The sequence below is a fragment of the Clostridioides sp. LIBA-7678 genome, from assembly GCF_056716065.1.
This window is the reverse complement of sequence record NZ_CP196987.1, coordinates 2901627-2920628: the sequence shown is the minus strand read 5'-3', so window position 1 is coordinate 2920628 and position 19002 is coordinate 2901627. Positions and strand designations below refer to the sequence as shown.

15 protein-coding genes are annotated in these 19002 nt (G+C 28.1%); 13 read left to right on the top strand and 2 right to left on the bottom strand.

Going from position 1 to position 19002, the window contains the following annotated elements; all coding sequences use genetic code 11:
- The first annotated feature begins 29 nt into the window (after positions 1-29).
- The 4 genes from selD to ACTG46_RS13840 all read left to right on the top strand — a co-directional run bounded on the left by selD (position 30) and on the right by ACTG46_RS13840 (position 7308).
- Positions 30-1076: a selenide, water dikinase SelD gene (gene selD, locus ACTG46_RS13855; RefSeq protein ID WP_479923024.1), complete on the top strand. Its 1047-nt coding sequence runs from the start codon at positions 30-32 to the stop codon at positions 1074-1076.
- Positions 1077-1126: 50 nt separating this feature from the next.
- On the top strand, positions 1127-2506 hold the full coding sequence (gene selA / locus ACTG46_RS13850) for an L-seryl-tRNA(Sec) selenium transferase (protein WP_054271284.1): 1380 nt from the start codon (positions 1127-1129) through the stop codon (positions 2504-2506).
- A 74-nt stretch (positions 2507-2580) separates the two neighbouring features.
- Complete coding sequence (gene selB / locus ACTG46_RS13845; RefSeq protein WP_223195702.1) at positions 2581-4464, top strand: selenocysteine-specific translation elongation factor; 1884 nt, start codon at positions 2581-2583, stop codon at positions 4462-4464.
- Between the two features lie 105 nt (positions 4465-4569).
- Positions 4570-7308: a sensor histidine kinase gene (locus ACTG46_RS13840; RefSeq protein WP_479923023.1), complete on the top strand. Its 2739-nt coding sequence runs from the start codon at positions 4570-4572 to the stop codon at positions 7306-7308.
- Between the two features lie 118 nt (positions 7309-7426).
- On the opposite strand, the gene manA is transcribed toward ACTG46_RS13840, so the two are convergent.
- On the bottom strand, positions 7427-8371 hold the full coding sequence (gene manA / locus ACTG46_RS13835) for a mannose-6-phosphate isomerase, class I (protein WP_479923022.1): 945 nt from the start codon (positions 8369-8371) through the stop codon (positions 7427-7429).
- 172 nt (positions 8372-8543) lie between these two features.
- On the opposite strand from manA, the gene ACTG46_RS13830 reads away from it, so the two are divergent.
- The 7 genes from ACTG46_RS13830 (at position 8544) to ACTG46_RS13800 (ending at position 16419) form a co-directional block, all read left to right on the top strand.
- Positions 8544-9905, top strand: a complete 1362-nt coding sequence (locus tag ACTG46_RS13830; protein WP_479923021.1) for a Sapep family Mn(2+)-dependent dipeptidase — start codon at positions 8544-8546, stop codon at positions 9903-9905.
- A gap of 87 nt (positions 9906-9992) precedes the next feature.
- Positions 9993-11882, top strand: a complete 1890-nt coding sequence (locus ACTG46_RS13825) for a BglG family transcription antiterminator (RefSeq protein WP_054271095.1) — start codon at positions 9993-9995, stop codon at positions 11880-11882.
- A gap of 14 nt (positions 11883-11896) precedes the next feature.
- Positions 11897-12352 carry a PTS sugar transporter subunit IIA gene (locus tag ACTG46_RS13820; protein ID WP_479923020.1) on the top strand — a complete coding sequence of 152 codons (456 nt, stop codon included), beginning with the start codon at positions 11897-11899 and terminating at the stop codon, positions 12350-12352.
- A gap of 58 nt (positions 12353-12410) precedes the next feature.
- Entirely contained in the window at positions 12411-12728 is a 318-nt protein-coding gene (locus ACTG46_RS13815) for a PTS fructose transporter subunit IIB (RefSeq protein ID WP_003416512.1), read from the top strand.
- A 24-nt stretch (positions 12729-12752) separates the two neighbouring features.
- Positions 12753-14015, top strand: a complete 1263-nt coding sequence (locus ACTG46_RS13810) for a PTS fructose transporter subunit IIC (RefSeq protein WP_054271093.1) — start codon at positions 12753-12755, stop codon at positions 14013-14015.
- Between the two features lie 98 nt (positions 14016-14113).
- On the top strand, positions 14114-15178 hold the full coding sequence (locus tag ACTG46_RS13805) for a M24 family metallopeptidase (RefSeq protein ID WP_284182144.1): 1065 nt from the start codon (positions 14114-14116) through the stop codon (positions 15176-15178).
- 62 nt (positions 15179-15240) lie between these two features.
- The gene (locus ACTG46_RS13800) at positions 15241-16419 is read left to right on the top strand and encodes a MalY/PatB family protein (protein ID WP_074178442.1); all 1179 of its coding nucleotides are present in this window, start codon (positions 15241-15243) and stop codon (positions 16417-16419) included.
- Positions 16420-16714: 295 nt separating this feature from the next.
- Here the strand turns inward: ACTG46_RS13800 and ACTG46_RS13795 are convergent, their stop codons facing one another.
- On the bottom strand, positions 16715-17770 hold the full coding sequence (locus ACTG46_RS13795; protein ID WP_054277206.1) for an FAD:protein FMN transferase: 1056 nt from the start codon (positions 17768-17770) through the stop codon (positions 16715-16717).
- A gap of 66 nt (positions 17771-17836) precedes the next feature.
- Here ACTG46_RS13795 and ACTG46_RS13790 point away from each other — a divergent pair, with 66 nt between their 5' ends.
- Together ACTG46_RS13790 and ACTG46_RS13785 are read left to right on the top strand one after the other, a co-directional pair.
- Entirely contained in the window at positions 17837-18208 is a 372-nt protein-coding gene (locus tag ACTG46_RS13790; protein ID WP_054271089.1) for a NusG domain II-containing protein, read from the top strand.
- 36 nt (positions 18209-18244) lie between these two features.
- Positions 18245-18919 carry a uracil-DNA glycosylase gene (locus tag ACTG46_RS13785; protein WP_021385356.1) on the top strand — a complete coding sequence of 225 codons (675 nt, stop codon included), beginning with the start codon at positions 18245-18247 and terminating at the stop codon, positions 18917-18919.
- Positions 18920-19002 lie beyond the last annotated feature (83 nt).

Here is a 19002-nt window from a genome sequence, read left to right as displayed (position 1 = left end):
TGTGGAAATTTAGTAAAGGAGGCACTTTTATGAAAAAAGAACAAAAAAAACTTACAGAGATGACAACAGCAGGTGGTTGAGCCGCTAAAATAGGGCCAGAGGTTCTGGCATCAGTTTTATCTCAATTACCTAAAAATGATAATATAGAAAACCTATTAGTAGGATTAGATACAGCGGATGATGCTGCTGTTTATAAATTAAATGATGATATGGCACTTATTCAGACCTTGGATTTCTTTACACCAATGGTGGATGACCCGTATGTATTTGGACAAATTGCCGCATCAAATTCTCTATCAGATGTATATGCTATGGGAGGCAAACCTTTGGTTGCAATGAATATTGTTTGTTTCCCATCATGCCATGATATGGATGTGCTTGCAGAAATATTAAAAGGTGGATTTGATAAAGTAAAAGAAAGTGGAGCACTTTTAGTTGGAGGACATACTGTAGATGACAAGGAGCCTAAGTATGGTCTTTCAGTTTCTGGAATTGTAAATCCAGATAAAGTTTTATCAAATGCTACTGCAAAGCCTGGCGATAAGTTAATTATAACGAAACCAATTGGAGTAGGTGTATTAAATACTGCTATGAAAGAAGGTATGGTAGAACAACACATAGCAGATAAAGTAGTAGAAATAATGATACATTTAAATAAATACGCAGCAATGAGTTTTGATAAATTTGATGTAAATTCAGTTACAGATATAACAGGGTTTGGTTTACTTGGTCATACCTTAGAAATGGCTAAAGCTTCTGAAGTAAGTATTGAAATTGAATCAAACCATGTACCAATTATTGAAGGTGCAATAGAAATGGCACAAATGGGAATTATACCTGCTGGCATGTACAAAAACATGCATTATGTATCTAAAGATGTAGAAGTTGTAGGTGATGTGGAAGTAGCAGTTCAAGATATTTTATACGACCCACAAACATCAGGAGGACTATTAATTTCTGTAAAAGAAGAATTTGCAGAGGAACTTGTGAAAGATATGAAATTAAATGGAGCGATAGAAGCAAAAATTATAGGTTCTGTAGTTCCAAAAGGGGAAAAATATATTACCGTTTTATAAAATATTATAGAGAAAGAGTGATTGTTTTGAGCAAAAGAGAATTATTTGCAATGTTACCTTCAGTTGATGAAGTATTAAGTGATAATAGAATTGTAGAAATAATAAATGAATATCCAAGAAGCTTAGTTTTAGAATCTGTTAGAGAAGTAATCGATTTTAAAAGACAGTTTATATTAAGATTGAAAGAAGATGCGTCAAATTCTGTAACAATAGAGTTTGATGAAATAATAGAATCTGCGATAGACAGAGTTAAATTAAATTATTCACTATCATTAAAAAAGGTTATAAATGCAACTGGTACAGTTGTTCACACAAATTTAGGGAGGTCTTTACTTAGTGAAGATATAAAAGATGAATTATGGTGTGCCGCTTCAAGATATTCAAACTTAGAATATGATTTAGACAATGGAGAAAGAGGTTCAAGATATTCTCATTTAACTAGCACAATAAAAAGACTTACAGGTGCAGAAGATGTACTAGTTGTAAATAATAATGCAGCAGCAGTACTTCTTGTACTTAGCACAATGGCTAAAGGAGGAGAAGCAATCGTATCTCGTGGAGAATTAGTTGAGGTAGGTGGCTCATTTAGAATTCCAAGTATAATGGCTCTTAGTGGTGCAGAACTTGTTGAAGTTGGTTCAACTAATAAAACTCATTTAAAAGATTATAAAGAGGCAATTACAGAAGATACAAACGTATTAATGAAAGTTCATACAAGTAACTATAGGATTATGGGATTCACAGAGAGTGTTTCTATAGAAGAGTTAGTTAATTTAGGTAAAAAATATAAATTACCTGTAATAGAAGACTTAGGAAGTGGAGTATTTATAGACTTATCAAAATATGGGTTATCTTATGAACCAACTGTATTAGATTCTATACGACAAGGTGCAGATGTAGTAACATTTAGTGGAGATAAGATGCTTGGAGGTCCACAAGCAGGGATTATAGTTGGCAAAAAAGAATATATAGAAAAAATGAAGAAAAATCAGCTTACTAGAGCTCTTAGGGTTGATAAACTTACAATATGTGCTCTTGAAGCAACATTGAGAATGTATTTAGATGAAACAAAGGCAATAGAAAGTATACCAACTTTAAAAATGTTAACATATAAAATAGAAGAATTAGAAGCAAAAGCAAATAGGCTATTTGAAAAAATAACTGCATTAAATTTGAATGCAATTATAAATATAGAAGATGGATTTTCACAAGTGGGAGGAGGGTCTATGCCTCTTGAAACTATAAGTACAAAGGTAGTAACAATAACTCCTGAACATATGAATGTGTCAGCTTTAGAAAAGAAGTTAAGACTTAGTGAAGCTCATATAATAGCTAGAGTATATGATAATAAATATGTATTAGATGTAAGAACTATATTTGATGATGAGTTTGATGTAATAGTTGAAGAATTAAGAAAAGCCTTTAATTAAATAAATTTGAGGTAATATTGATATTAAATTTAATTTGTAATTAGAAGTATTGAAGTTTTGATAGGGGGCAAAAAATGAAAAATGTAGTAATTGGAACAGCAGGTCATATTGACCACGGAAAAACAACTCTTATAAAAGCATTGACTGGAAGAGAAACTGATACATTAGATGAAGAAAAAAAGAGAGGTATTTCAATAAATTTAGGATTTACTTATTTTGATTTACCAAATAAGAAAAGAGCTGGTATTGTAGATGTACCAGGACATGAGAAGTTTATAAAAAACATGTTGGCTGGAGCATCTGGTCTTGATATTGTATTACTTGTTGTAGCAGCAGACGAAGGAGTTATGCCACAAACAGTTGAGCATTTAGATATTTTAAGTTTTTTAAATATAAAAAATGGAATAGTGGTTCTAACTAAGTCTGATACTGTAGACGAAGAATTTAGAGAATTGGTAAAAGAAGACATTTGTGAGAAAATAAAAGGAACTTTTCTTGAAAACGCAGAAATAATTGAAGTTGATTCTGTATCTAAAAAAGGTATAGATACCCTTATTGAAAAAATAGATAAAATGAGTGATGATATAGAGGATAAAAACGAAAATTCTCCATCGAGACTTAATATAGACAGAGTATTTTCAATAAAAGGATTTGGTACTGTAATAACAGGAACTTTAATAGAAGGAAAGATAAGTATAGAAGATGATTTGGTTATATATCCACAAGTATTAAAAACAAAGATAAGAAGTATACAAGTTCATGGAGAAAATAAAGATACAGCTTATGCAGGGCAAAGAACAGCAATCAATATATCAAATGTAAAAGTTGAAGATATAAATAGAGGAGATGTTTTGGCTGCACCAAATTCATTAGAAGAATCAATGATGCTAGATGTGAAATTATCACTGGTAAATCATTTAGACAAAGGGTTAAAACATTGGGATAGATTAAGACTGTATCATGGCACTAGAGAAATACTTTGTAGAGCAGTTCCATTAGATAAAGAGTTAATCGAAAGTGGAGAGAGTGGTTATGTTCAGTTAAGACTTGAAGAAAGTATAGTGTCCAAAAAAGGTGACACCTTTGTAGTTAGACGATATTCTCCAATGGAAACTATTGGTGGAGGTGTAATAATCGACCCATCTCCTAAAAAACATAAGAGATTTGATGAAAAGGTTATAGAAGCATTAAAAATAAAAGAAAAAGGCGAACTTAAAGATATAATAGAAGAATATCTAAAAAGAAACCTAAAAAATTATCCAAATATAAAAGAAATAATGAGTTATAGTGGTGCCCATGAAGAGCATGTAAAAAAAGCTCTTGAAACACTTATATCAGAAAGTAAAGTATTTATTATAGGTAATATGTATATGCATATAAATCAATATAATAAATTAAAAGAAAATATAGTAAATCTTTTAAATGAATACCATAAGAAATATAGATTGAGAAAAGGAATATTAAAAGAAGAAGTAAGGTCTAAAATAGAAAGTAATTTTAAGACTAGAGAAATGGATATTTTGTTAGAAAGATTATCTACAGAAAATATCATAAAAATAGAAAATAATATAGTATCCCTATTTGATTTTGAGGTTGTTTTAAATGACAAACAAAAAGAAATAGCAAAAAAGATAGAAAAAAGATTAAAATCATGTGGAGTTTCTTCGATATTGACAATAGATGAAGTTTCTGAAGGAAATAATAACTATGCTGAAGTATTAGAGTCAATGATAGGTAATAAGGTAGAGAAATTAGATGATTTGTATATAATGGATAAAGGTATTTATGAAAATGCAAAGGATACCTTAATAAATTATATAAAAGAGAATAAAGAAATAACACTAGGAGAATACAGAGATTTGATTGATTCTAGTAGAAAAAATTGTATGATTATACTGGAAAATTTCGATAGAAACAAGATAACTAAGAGAGTAGAAAACAAAAGAATTTTGTTTTAGCGGAAAATGTCTGTTTTTGCTTTGAGGTATAAAGAAGGAATTATAATGTCGAGTATCGTATAAATTAATTAGTATAAAATATTAATTAAGAGGAAGTGTAAAGTATTGAAGAATATAATACCTGATGTAAATCCAGATATAAAAGAAAGAGAAGACATGAGCCTTTTATTTATAATAATGGGCTCAGTACTTTTATTATTTATTATAAAAGATATAGATAAATATGAAACTTTATTACATGCAATATATGCTACATTTTTAATAGCTACAGGAATGGTTATATTTAATACAACTAAGTTTAAAGTAGATTCATTTTCTACATTTTTAGGATTAATTTTTATAGCTACTGGGGCATTAGAATGTGTATATTTATTTAATTGCTTGGGAATTAGAACAGAGTCTGTGATTGAGACTAATATCACAATATCAGCAATAACCGACTTATTTCCTATACTTGGTGTATACTTAAGTTTTAAATTTGTTAGGGATAATAAACAAATCAACTCTAGTGTAGTTTTATTCATAGCAAGTGTTACTTTAACTGTAGCATCTTTATTCATAATATCTAGAATGTTTAATTATCTAGAAAATGATGCATTACAATATGCTTTAGGAGTTATAACATCTGTATTCATGATAATTACTGCTATTGTAAGTGGCATTGAATTAAACTCAAGTTCAAATGAAAGCAAATGGGAATACAATGAAAAAAAGTTTTTTAATAGAATAATAATAATAATAATCTTATCAAGGGCTCCAAATTTATTACATATGGTGATTGCTGATAGGCATATAGAGGAGATATTATCTCAGATAATAATAAATGTAGCCTTATATTATTTATATAATTACATAGTATCTAAGAATATTAAGAAAACAGCATTAGAATTGCATGATACAAATGAAGAGTTAACAATAAAAACGGAGAGCTTAAAAGAAAAAAACAAAAAACTAATTTATGAAACAGAAAAGATAGAGGAGCTTAAAGGGATACTTATAAAAAGAGAATCTAGACTCCAATCTACCTTGGATGTTGCAGTAAATAGCATAGTTGTGTTTAGTAAAGATGGAGTAATTACATATGCAAACAAGAGTTTTAGAAATATTTTTGGAGATTATAAAGAACAGGATAAATTAGGCGATAAAATAAAAAATTTCCACGATTTAATAGATAGTATTCATTCTGTATTTGACAATGAAAAGAATGTGGAAAAGTTTATTAATACTAGTGATAATAAGGTTTATCAAGCTATATTTGCTCCTTTAATTATTACTTCACAAATAGAAGGGGTATTATGTGTATTAAAAGATAAGACTAAGAAAAAGGAATATGAACGTAAACTTATTGAAGCCAATAAGAGAAGTAGAGATTTTTTAGAAAGTGTTGGAGATGGGATAGTAGTACTTGAAGGTAGCAATAAAATATATGTGAATAATGCATGTAGAGAAATTTTTAAAAATAATTTGGAAAGTATTGATTTTTCTTCAATATGTAAAGGCAAAGAAAGTGCAGAAAAAAGGTATTTAATAAATGGTGAGGTAAAGTATGTTGAAATGAGTTTTTCTCAGTATACTAATGCAGGTACAGATAAAACTATTATTGTGATACGTGATACTACTTCTCGAAAAATATCTCAAATAAAACTTGAAGAAAGTCAATCATCTTATTCAAGGTTTATAGATATATTACCTGATGGGATATGTTTACTAAAAGATGACTTGAGTGTAAACTATGCAAATAAGTCATTTTTAGATATGCTAGCTTTTACAAATATAGATGATATAAAAGATTCTAACATTAAGCTATTAATGAATGCAAATACTGAAGAAAAAATGAAATTTACTGATAATATGTCTAAGGTTTTAAATGAGAATAGGAGTATATCTTTACTAGAGTATGAGTTGATAAATAGTTATGATGATATAGTAGAAGTAGAATTAAGTGCATTACCTTTTGCTATATATAATACTAGATACATAATGCTTATTATAAAAGACTTGGCACATAAAAAATATTCAGAACAAGCAGAAAAAGAACTTCTTGAAAGATTTAAAACAGATAAAATAAAAACTGAGTTTTTTGCAAATATGTCTCATGAGTTAAAAACTCCACTAAATGTTATATCAAGTTCAAATCAATTAGTAGACTCTTTCTATAGAAGTGAAAAGATAAAAGATTACAATAATAATATTAAATCTCATGTAGATTTAGTGAGACAAAGCTCTTATAGGCTTCAAAGACTAATAAATAATATTATAGATTTAACAAAGATGGAGTCTGGATTCTATACATTAAAACTTGCAAAATACAATATTGTATCTGTAATAGAAGACCTATTTATGAATATAGAAGAGTATACAAGTAGAAAAGATATAAAGATTCTGTTTGATACAGAACTTGAAGAAATTAATGTCTATATAGACAAGGTTGAAATTGAGAGAATTATATTGAATCTATTGTCAAACTGCATTAAGTTTACTGACAATGGAGGATGGATATATGTAAATATTTATTATAAAATAGATAAAGTAATCATAAGTGTAAAGGATACAGGAGTTGGAATCCCTCAAGATAAACTAGAATTGATTTTTGAAGAATTTTCACAAGTTGATAAGACTTTATCTAGAAATACTGAAGGAAGTGGAATAGGGCTTGCTATAGTTAAGAATCTAGTAAGTCTTCATGGTGGAGATATAGAAGTAATAAGTGAAGTAAACAAAGGAACAGAATTCTTGATTTCACTTCCAATGAAGAGTTTTAATAGTGAACATTATACAGAAGACAAGAGAATCTATAATATTGAAGAAAAAATAAAAATAGAATTTTCTGATATATATTATTAAAGACTCTTATAAGCAAATCCTAAATCAAAATACTATATGTTTTAGTAAGTATTTTATAAAAAATAGGCTATCATAAATTAAGCTATTATGATAGCCTATTTTTAGTTATATTTTTTATCTAAATATGAGAGCATATAATCTCCAAATTACCTTCAAAGCTAAAATCTCCAAAGTTATTTGGTAATATAAAATGCATACCCTTTTTTAAATCATATTCTACCGAATTGTGTATTAGTTTTCCATTACCTTCCAATACGCTATATAAGGAAAAAGGTGTATCGTGTGTAAAATTACATTTTCCAAAGATATCTAATTTATAAACGCTAAAAAATTCATTTGATACAAATGTTGTACATTTAAAGTCTGATGTTGATACAGTTTTATAATCAGTATCAAGATTTATATGAGGAACATTCGTAACATCTATGGATTTTTGAACATGAAGTTCACGTTTGTTGCCTGAATTATCAGTTCTATCATAATCATATACTCTATAAGTAGTGTCTGAATTTTGTTGAGTTTCTAAAATTAATGTACCTTTGCATATGGCATGTATAGTACCACTAGGAACGTAGAAAAAATCTCCTTTTTTTATATTAACTTTTCTAAGCAGTTTGTCCCATTCATTATTCTTTATCATATCTACAAATTCTTTATGAGATTTTGCATTATGACCTATTATAATTTCTGCATCATCAGAACAATCTATTACATACCAACACTCTGTTTTTCCTAATTCTCCACCTTCATTTTTCTTTGCATATTCATCATTTGGATGAACTTGAACGGATAAATTATCATTTGCATCTAATATTTTTGTAAGCAAAGGAAATTTATCTCCAGGTATATTTCCAAATAATTCTCTGTTTTTGTCCCACAATTCAGATAGACTTTTGCCTTTGTATTCTCCATTTTCTATTAAGCAATCTCCATTTTTATGAGAACTTATAGCCCAACATTCACCAGTTGTTGGCGAAGTTATTTCATAATTAAATTTATCTTTAAGTGCAGTACCACCCCATATTCTATCCATAAAAATAGGTTTTAAAAATAATGGTTCCATAATTTTGTTCCTCCTATGATATTAAATTTATCCTACAAATAATTATATATAAATAGATTATAAAATCAATAGTAAAAAAGTTTTGTCCCTTGAAATGACATAAAGTATAAGGAGTTATCAAATAAGATAAACTATGATATATAATATAAAGTTCTAAATTGGAGTGATAATTATGGAATTATTTAAAGAAGAAAGTAAAAAGTATGAAAAAGAATTTTTAAAACTGTTGAAAGAATGGGTGAGCATACCGTCATTTTATGATGACAAAACTGTATCTGAAGATATGCCTTTTGGAAAAGGAGTCTATGATGCATTAAATTGGTTTGAAAATCTAGGTAGAGAAAACAATTTCAAGGTCAAAAATATAGATAATCATGCTGTTCAAATTGAATATGGAGATGGAAAAGAATTTGTAGATATATTTGGACACTGTGATGTTGTAAATCCAGGAGAAGGATGGGATAGTGAGCCATTTAAATTAAATATTATAGGAGATAAATTGGTTGCTAGAGGGGTATCAGATAATAAAGGCCCTATGATAGTAAATTTTTTAGCATTAAAAATGATAAAAAATCTAAATATTGATTTAAAAAGAAAGGTTAGATTAATTGCTGGGGGAAATGAAGAAAGTGGATTTAGATGTATAAAGCATTATTATAGCAAAGAGCCTTATGGTATATGTGGATTTACTCCAGATGCTAAGTTTCCTGTACTAAATGGAGAAAAAGGTGGGGCAACAATAAAGTTAATTTCAGAGATAGAGGATAAGTCTTTATACATAAGTGGCGGAATAGAGTTTAACACAATACCAGATAAAGTATATATAAAAAATATGAAAAATTTGGATAAAGATAATATATGCTGTGATTTTAATAATACTTCAATAAGTTATAATAATGGAGATTATGTTATACATGGCAAAGGTGGACATTCATCTAAGCCTGAGAAAGCAATCAATCCTATACTAGGTGCAATTAAATTTTTATCAGAAAATATTGATGAAGATTGGACAAAAAGTTTGGATAAGTTAATAAATCAAGATAATACAGATGGAAGATTATTTGGTTTAGATATTGAAGGAAAATGTGGAGTTTTATCGATGGTTCCAACAATAATAAACATAATAGATGGAAAATTAGAATTAATTTTAAGTGTCAGATATCCAGAAGTATTAACAGTTGAGGAAATAATAAAAAAATTTAATTTGTATATGAAGACAAATAATATTAATAAATTCGAGATTATTGGGGAAAATTTAAAGCAAGCAAATTATATAGATAGAAATTCAAAGATTGTAAAAACTTTGCATGATATATATATAAAGTACTCTGGAGATTTAAAAAATGATGTTAGGGTAACTAGTGCAGGAAGTTATGCTTCTGAAATGAATAATTCAGTAATATTTGGTTGTGAATTTCCTGATGGTAGTTTTGGAAATGTCCATAGTGCAAATGAATTTGCTAGCTTAGATAGATTTATAACTTCAATAGCCATATATGCAGAGGCGATAGTTGAATTATGCAATAATATATAAATACAAAATGTCCCTTATATAGACATATTATATATACAATTAAAATTTTACTTGATATATAATTGAAATCAAAGAGAAGGTGATACAATGATAACTAAGAAACATGCAGTAATAGTAAAAAGTTTAAGCAATAAAGACGGATATATGACATCAAATGAATTAGCTATCAAATTGGATGTGTCTACAAAAACTATTAAAAGATATATAGCAGATTTAAATAGTATTTTAAGCAAGTATGATTTGGTAATAGATTCTTCTAGAGGTATAGGATATAAGCTAAGTGGCTCTAAAAGCAATATAGCAAGAGCTGTTAAAGAAGCAAATAAATATATTGATGGTTTTTTAGATGACTCTGAAGAATCAAGAATGTCAAATATAATATGTATGCTTATTAATAGAAATTATATGAGTATAGAAGCAATGGCAGAAGAATTAAATCTAAGTATAGCTGCTATAAACAAATTGTCCAGTAAGCTTAAAAGAAAACTTGAAAAGTATGACTTAGTTATAAAATCTAAACCTTACTATGGAAGCTATATACATGGTGAAGAAATTAATATAAGACAATTGATTACTGACTATGCAATAAAACTGGATGAAAAAAGTAAAATCAAGGTGCTTTTAGATGACATTAGTGAAAACGATATACACTGTATAGAAAGTATTTTAGAAAAACATTTAAGAGAGAAAGATACAATAATTTCAGATAAAGATTTTAATCTTCTGCTTTCAAAGATAATTGTTTCTGTGTTTAGAAGTAAGAGAGGACATAGTAACAATATAAATCTAATAGATACAAGTTATAGATTTCATAATTACTCTTTTATAGAAAGCTTAATGAAAGAAATATCTGATAAGGTTGGATTTAAACTTATTGAAGATGAAGTGATTTATATTTCAAATTACTCTGGTGTAATCGCATATAAAGGTACACAAGGAAGAAAAAATACAAGTGAAATTGAGGAACGAATAAATAATGTTATAAATAGTGCACTTCAAGATATATTACTTATTTCTGGAAGTGATTATACGAAAGATGAAGAGTTTATGGTTTCAATATCTGACCATATAAAGAGATTTTTAAATAGGGCTAAAGCTAATATAAAATCTAATAATCCTCTGCTTCATCAGATAAAAGAAAAGTTCCCAATAGCTTTTAATCTAGCTGTGTTTTTATCAAACAAACTAGAAACTGAGTTTAATTTAAAACTTGATGAAGATGAACTTGGATATATAGCTATTCATTTTGCTGCTTCAAATGAAAGAATGAAAAAAAATACTAGTAAGAAGATTTGTATAGTCTGCCATTATGGGATAGGAACAGGTCAACTTATTTCTGAAAAATTAAAGCAAAATATAAGTGACTTAAACGTTGTAGGTGTTTATCCAGTTAGATATCTTGATATGGCTATAAGCCAAGATGTTGATTTAATAGTGTCTACTGTTGAATTAAAAGGTTATGAAAAACCTGTCTTGTATATCGAAAATATATTTGATGATAGCTTAATTGAAAACGTAAACAAAGCATTTTACGAAAAAGAGGAAAGAAGAAAGATAATAAGTAATATGTTTGATGAAAAAGCTTTTTTTAGTATAAAGGCTAGTACGAAAGAAGAAGTTATACTTTCTCTTTCAAACAAACTAAAAGAAAGAGATTTTATAGAAGAAAGCTCAATAGAAAGCATAATAGACAGAGAAAATATCTCATCAACTGAGATAGGAAATCTAGTAGCAATACCTCACACAATTGTGAAGGGAGATAAAAAATCTATAATAGGAGTTGGTATACTTGAAAATCCAATAGTTTGGGATAAACAAGAAGTTCAACTAGTATTTATGGTATTTTTTAACACTAAAGAAAAACATAATTTTTCAATATTTAAATACCTTTATAATTTTATAAAAGATGAAGGTGGAGTAAGAGGAATTATTAAAATATGTGACTTTAATAAATTAATGGCACTGATAGGTAATTAAGGAGGAAATTAATAATGGAAACAAACATATTTAACACAGAATATGTATTTTTAAATGTTGATACTAAGTCTAAAGTTGAGGTTTTAAAATTTATAGCAAAAAAAGCTAAAGAATTAAACTTAACAAATGACAAAAATTTAGTATATGAAGGGTTAATGGCTAGGGAAGAACAATTTACTACAAATTTAGGTGAATCTATCGCAATACCTCATACTAAAAATGATGCAATTGAAAATCCAGCAGTAGTAGTATTGAAATTTACTGATGATGTTGTTTGGAATGAAGATGAAGATAAGGTTAAATTGGCAATAAGCTTACTTATGCCAGGAAAAAGTAAAGAGAATATTCATCTTAAATTATTATCATCTCTTTCAAGAAAATTAATAAATAAAGACTTTAAAGATTCTCTTTTAAAGAGTGATAATGTTGAAGAAATATCTAAATTAATAAATGAAGCTTTGGGTTTATAATTAAACGCTAAGGCTAAAATAAAACAAATAATTAATTGAAAAGTAGGAGGAATTTAAAATGAATAAAAAATTAGTAGCATTATGTGCTTGTCCAATGGGACTAGCTCACACTTTCATGGCAGCAGAGGCAATAGAACAAGCTGCAAAGGCACTAGGTTATGAAGCTAAAGTTGAAACTCAAGGTGCAGATGGTGTACAAAATGAATTAACAAGAGATGATATATTAGGTGCAACTATGATAATACATGCAGTAGCAATAACTCCAGAAGGCATGGAAAGATTTGATGGTTGTGAAGTATATGAAGTTGAGTTACAAGAAGCTATAAAAAATGCAGAAGGTGTTATAAAAGAAATCGAAGAAGATTTAGGAATATAATAAATTTATTGTGGAGGAAATAGAATGGCAATTAAGAAAAAAGTTATAAACAGTTCAGGTGCTTCTACAACAGGAGGAAACAATGTAGGAAAACCTACTCCATCTAATCCAACTCAATCAAAGGGAAATGGAAAATGGAAGGAAATAAGTAAACATATAATGACAGGTATATCATATATGATACCAGTTTTAGTAATGGGTGGACTTATAGGAGCCTTATCTCAATTAATACCATATGCCATATTAGGACTTGACCCATCTGTAGGTATAGTTGATGCTATGAATTCAGGTGATTTTACAGGGTTTAAACTTACTCTTTTAAATATGGCACAATTAATGTCAAATTTCGGATTTACTTTGTTTGGATTTGCAATACCACTATTTGCAGCATTTTGTGCAAATTCTATAGGTGGAAAAACAGCTTTAATTGCAGGTTTTATAGGTGGATATATAGCTAATAAACCTGTAGGTGTGCCACAATTTGTGGATGGTCAATGGACTGAAGTTGTTCCAGTTGCATCAGGATTTTTAGGTGCGATATTAATAGCATTCATAATAGGATACTTTGTAAAATGGTTAAATAAATCTATAAAAGTTTCTCATAACTGGTTAGCTTTTAAGACAACATTTTTAATACCACTAATAGCATCATTAACTTGTATGATATTGATGATATTTATAATAACTCCAATTGGTGGTTTAATTAATGAAAGTATGAAAAACTTCTTAACAGCAGCAGGAGCAGCTGGAGAGTATGTATATGCAACAGCTTTAGCAGCAGCTACAGCATTTGACTTAGGTGGACCAATAAATAAAGCAGCAGGATTCGTTGCACTTGGTTTAACTACAGAGAATGTACTACCAATAACAGCAAGAACAATAGCTATAGTTGTTCCTCCAATTGGATTAGGATTAACAACTTTATTAGATAAAAGATTAGTAGGAAGAAGAGTATATGATAGACAATTCTATCAAGCAGGAAAGACTTCTATATTCCTATCATTTATGGGTATATCTGAGGGAGCAATACCATTTGCACTTGAAAGACCAGGTTTTGTTATACCTTTAAACATAGTGGGAAGTGTAATAGGAGCTATTACAGGTATAGTTCTAGGTGCAATTCAATGGTTCCCAGAGTCAGCTATATGGGCATGGCCTCTAGTTGATAACTTGTTTGGGTATATCATAGGTATAGCAGTTGGTGCTATATTCATAGCTGTAGGAAATATATTCTATAGAAATAAATTAATAAAAGATGGTAAACTTGTTGTGGATTATATAGACTAACATTTAAGTTTATTTATGATAACTTTGGCTGGTAATATTGTTTTAATTAATATTACCAGCCTTACCTATATATTAATTAAAGGTGGTAGATAAAAAATATGAGTAAAATAGAAAAAATAAGAAAGTATTTAGAAGAATATGATATAGAAGGTATTCTTATTAATAGTTCTACCAATAAATTTTACATTGGGAATCTATTTAGTTCATCAGGTTATGTTTTTATAACTAAAAGGAAACAATATATAATAGTAGATTTTAGATACTTTGAAGAAATCAAAAGAAAATCAAATTTATTTGATGTCATCTTAATGGATAAAAACAGAACCTACTTTGATATAGTCAATGAAATTTGCGAAAATCAAAATATAAAAGAAATTGGATTTGAAGGAAGTGAAGTATCTTTTGATTCATATAAGAATATGAGTCAAAGGTTAAGTGTAACTTTAAAATCGGTTGATTTATCTACTTTAAGAAAAGAAAAAGACGATGATGAAATAAAATATATAAAAAAAGCTTGTGAAATAGTCGATGCTACATTTTATCATATAATTGATTTTATAAAAGTTGGTATGACTGAAAAACAAGTGGAAAATGAAATTGTTAGATTTATAAAAGAGTTGGGTGGTCAAAAAGAGTCTTTTGATACTATAGTAGCATCTGGATTGAGAGGAGCATTGCCTCATGGAAAAGCCAGTGAAAAAATTATAGAGTATGGAGATTTTGTTACTTTTGATTTTGGTGCTAAATACAATAATTATTGTTCTGATATTACTAGAACTATATGTATGGGTACTGTAAATAAAGAGTTACAAGAAATATATAATATAGTAAAAGAAGCTAATGAAGAGTGTATAAAGGTTTTAAAACCAGGTATGACTACTGGTGAAATAGATAAAGTTGCAAGAGATATAATTGGTTCATATGGATATGCTGATAATTTTGGTCATAATTTAGGTCATGGTGTAGGTATTATGGTTCATGAATATCCTGCGTTAGCTCCTGAATCAAAAGAAGTATTAAAGGAAGGTATGATTATAACTATAGAGCCAGGCATATATATACCAAATCTTGGGGGAGTAAGAATAGAAGATGATGTACTTATAACACAAGATGGATGTATGAGGTTGACTACATCCACGAAAGATTTAATAGTTGTAAATTAAAAGTGAATTAGACAAATATTTTATAATAAGTAAGATAATTAGAAAAGAAGAGGTAAATTTAAATGTATAATTTTGATGATAGACCAGATAGAGTAAGTGAAAAGTGTAGAAAATGGGATTTAAATATTATAAGAGATAAGTTTGGAGATATTAGAGAAGATTTTGTACCAATGTGGATTGCTGATATGGATTTTAAAATACCAACAGAAATAGAAAATAAATTTATTGAAGCTGTAAAAAGAGGTGTGTTTGGATATACATACTGTTATGATGAATTTTATGATTCAGTTATCAGATGGCAAAATGATATGCATAAGGTAAAGGTAGAAAGAGAATGGATTACATTGACTTATGGAACTGTATCAACACTTCACTATGTAGTACAAGCTTTTTGTCAAAAGGGGGATAGTATAATATTAAATACACCAGTTTATGACCCTTTTGAATCATCAGCCAAAAAGCAAGGTGTAAATATAGTTTGTAATACATTAGATATTATAAATGATAGATATTATATAAACTTTGATAAATTAGAGGCTCAAATTAAAGAAAATAAACCTAAGTTAATGATGTTTTGTACACCACATAATCCATCTGGAAGAATATGGTCGATTGAGGAGATGGAAAAAGTAGCAACCATATGTAAAGAAAACAATGTTATTTTGGTTGCAGATGAAGTACATGCAGAACATATTCATTATGGTGAATTTAATTCAATACTTAAAATTGAAAAAGAGCTTTTAGAAAATGTTATTCTATTGACATCACCAAATAAAGGGTTTAATCTTGGAGGATTAAAGACTTCTTACTCAATCGTTATAAATAAGGATATAAGAGAGATATTCAGAGATAAACTAAAACAAAACTCTATAACTTCTCCAAATGTGTTTGGAATTATAGGATTGATAAGTGCTTATAATGAATGTCGTGAGTGGTTGAGTGGTGTAAACAAATATATAAAATCAAATTATGAACTTTTAGAAGCTTGGGTAGAAAAATATGATAATATAAAATTGATGAAGATGGAGTCGTCTTATTTGGCGTGGATGGATATAAGTGGGCTAGGAATAAGCGCGAGTGAATTTACTGATAAACTGGCTATTGATACAGGAGTATTATTGGAGGATGGAAGTCATTTTGTAAAAGATGGAGAGAATTATGTTAGAATAAACTTAGGAACTCAAAAAGAAAATGTGGTTGAAGCTTTAAATAGGATGGATTTATTTTTAAAGTCTTTATAAAATAATTCTAAAAAACAAGATAAGTAAGTTTTGTTTCAATAATTATAATATTGTTTGAGCGATTATGTATTAAAAAATATGATGAAGAAAATTTTATAGAGTAAAATATAAATTGTTTGTAATAATTACTAGAATGTTATGAAAAGCACCTTTAATATAATAAGGTGCTTTTTTATTGTTGTTAAAGTCTTAAGTTTATCTTTGCCAGTATAATTTATTTCTTATAACATGGTTTATGTAGATTTGTTTTAGATAAGTATATATACCGATGGTAAGAATTTAGAGTATGAGTTTACTACTTATTTAGTTTTTCAATAGAAAAAGCTTTGTCAGTAAGTTTGAAGTTATCTTTTATACCATCAGTTAAGTATACTTTTTTATCCTTAGTTATAAATATAGCATCTACATTATCAATACTATTAATTAAATTCATACCTTTTTCAAGTCCAAGTCCAAATGTAGAAGTAGATAAAGCATCACAATTAATAGATTTATCAGATATTATTGTTACACTACTTAAGCTATTTTCAAAAGGATAACCTGTAGATGGATTTAGCATGTGATGATATATTTTGCCATCCTTTTCTATAAATCTTTCATAAATTCCAGATGTAACAACAGATTTGTTTGTGGTTTCTATATTTCCTATAGATTCTCCATTTTTACTAGTTGGGTCTTGAATGCCGATTTTAAAAGGCTTATCATTTTTACCATTTTCTAAAGTAAATATATTGCCTCCTAAATTAACTAAACCTTTTTGTACACCTTCTGATTTTAAATGGGACACAATTTTATCAGCAGCATATCCTTTAGCTATTGCGCCTAAATCAATTTTCATGTTTTCTTTGGTCAATTTTATAGATTTATTTTTTTCATCTAATACAATGTTTTTATAATCAATTAGAGGCAAAAGCTCTTTTATTTCAGAATCACTTGGAACTTTAGCTTTATCTGTTCCAATTGCCCATAAGTTTGATACTGGACCAACTGTTATGTCAAAATATCCACTTGATAGTTTGGAATATTGTATTGCCTCTTTTACAACGAAAAACGTATCATCTGAAACTTTGACAAAATTCTTTCCAGCATTATCATTTATTTTAGAAACATCACTGCCTGGTATATGAGTGCTCATTTTATTATCAATATATCTTAAAATTGAATCACATTCATTTAAGATTTTATCACTTTTGGATTCTTTTATATTAAATACAGTAACTTCATTTACTGTACCAAGGTAATAGCTAGTTTTACTATATTTAGTATTCTGGCTTGAACTCCTAAAAAATGAAAATAAAATTAATGCTAAAATCAATATCACAAAAATAAATGTGATTTTTTTCTTATTCATGGTATATTCCTCCTATGAAATTGTGTTATTATTTTATTATAACATAATTTCATAGGAGGACAAAAAATGAAGAAAAAAGACATTCTTCTTATTTTAGGCATTTTAGTTGTTATTACAGCATGTTATGGAATAATAAATGTTATAAATTCTAAAAATGCTGGAAATATTGAGATTTATGTAGATAATAAATTGTATAAAACTGTTCCAATAGATGCCAAAGAAGAATTTAAAATAGAGAATAGAGGGGGGTATAATATAGTAAAGATTCATGATAAAGGGGTAGAAATAGTAGATGCTTCATGTCCTGACAAGGTTTGTGTACATACTGGTTTTATAAATAAACCAAGTCAAAGCATAGTTTGTATACCTAATAGAGTTAGCATAAAAATAAATACAAATGAAAAGGATGATAATCAAGAAGATATAATTTCTAAATAAAATAATAAAAATAATTGAAAGGAATTGGTGATAAATATGGTTAACTTAGAAAATGATTGGAATGAATTATTGAAAGAAGAATTTGAAAAAGATTACTACTTAAATTTAAGAAAATTTCTTATAGAAGAGTATAAAACACGTCAAATATTCCCGAATATGCATAATATATATGAAGCTTTGAAACATACTTCATATAAAGATACAAAAGTTTTGATACTGGGACAAGACCCCTATCATGGAGATAATCAAGCTCATGGTTTAGCTTTTTCAGTTCAACCACAAGTGAAAACTCCACCATCGTTATTAAATATGTATAAAGAATTAAAAGAAGATTTAGGGTGTTTTATACCTAACAATGGATATTTGATGCCTTGGGCAGACCAAGGAGTATTACTTTTAAATACTGCTCTTACTGTTAGAGCACATGAAGCTAATTCTCATAAAAATAAAGGATGGGAAATTTTCACAGATAGAGTAATCTCTATTTTAAGCGAACGTGAAGACCCAGTTATTTTCGTATTATGGGGAAGTAATGCACGTAAAAAAGTAGAATTGATTGATACAAGTAAGCATTATATTTTAGAAGCACCTCATCCAAGTCCATTATCAGCAAGTAAAGGTTTTTTTGGATGTAAACACTTCTCTAAGATAAATGAAATTCTTGAAAAGTTAGGAAAAGAACCTATCAATTGGCAAATAGAAAATATATAAAATTAAAAGGTAACAAAATGATAACAAAACAACAACAAACAATGACATTGTTGTAACTTATAGAAATATGTTTGAATAGTTGA

Bases quoted from the DNA above. Each gene is read 5' to 3' on its own strand.
- manA (WP_479923022.1), bottom strand. From the start codon at position 8,371: ATGGAACCATTATTTTTAAAACCTATTTTTATGGATAGAATATGGGGT.
- ACTG46_RS13820 (WP_479923020.1), top strand. From the start codon at position 11,897: ATGGAAACAAACATATTTAACACAGAATATGTATTTTTAAATGTTGAT.
- selB (WP_223195702.1), top strand. From the start codon at position 2,581: ATGAAAAATGTAGTAATTGGAACAGCAGGTCATATTGACCACGGAAAA.
- ACTG46_RS13810 (WP_054271093.1), top strand. From the start codon at position 12,753: ATGGCAATTAAGAAAAAAGTTATAAACAGTTCAGGTGCTTCTACAACA.
- ACTG46_RS13830 (WP_479923021.1), top strand. From the start codon at position 8,544: ATGGAATTATTTAAAGAAGAAAGTAAAAAGTATGAAAAAGAATTTTTA.
- ACTG46_RS13815 (WP_003416512.1), top strand. From the start codon at position 12,411: ATGAATAAAAAATTAGTAGCATTATGTGCTTGTCCAATGGGACTAGCT.
- ACTG46_RS13785 (WP_021385356.1), top strand. From the start codon at position 18,245: ATGGTTAACTTAGAAAATGATTGGAATGAATTATTGAAAGAAGAATTT.
- selA (WP_054271284.1), top strand. From the start codon at position 1,127: ATGTTACCTTCAGTTGATGAAGTATTAAGTGATAATAGAATTGTAGAA.
- ACTG46_RS13795 (WP_054277206.1), bottom strand. From the start codon at position 17,770: ATGAATAAGAAAAAAATCACATTTATTTTTGTGATATTGATTTTAGCA.
- ACTG46_RS13825 (WP_054271095.1), top strand. From the start codon at position 9,993: ATGATAACTAAGAAACATGCAGTAATAGTAAAAAGTTTAAGCAATAAA.
- ACTG46_RS13790 (WP_054271089.1), top strand. From the start codon at position 17,837: ATGAAGAAAAAAGACATTCTTCTTATTTTAGGCATTTTAGTTGTTATT.
- ACTG46_RS13805 (WP_284182144.1), top strand. From the start codon at position 14,114: ATGAGTAAAATAGAAAAAATAAGAAAGTATTTAGAAGAATATGATATA.
- ACTG46_RS13800 (WP_074178442.1), top strand. From the start codon at position 15,241: ATGTATAATTTTGATGATAGACCAGATAGAGTAAGTGAAAAGTGTAGA.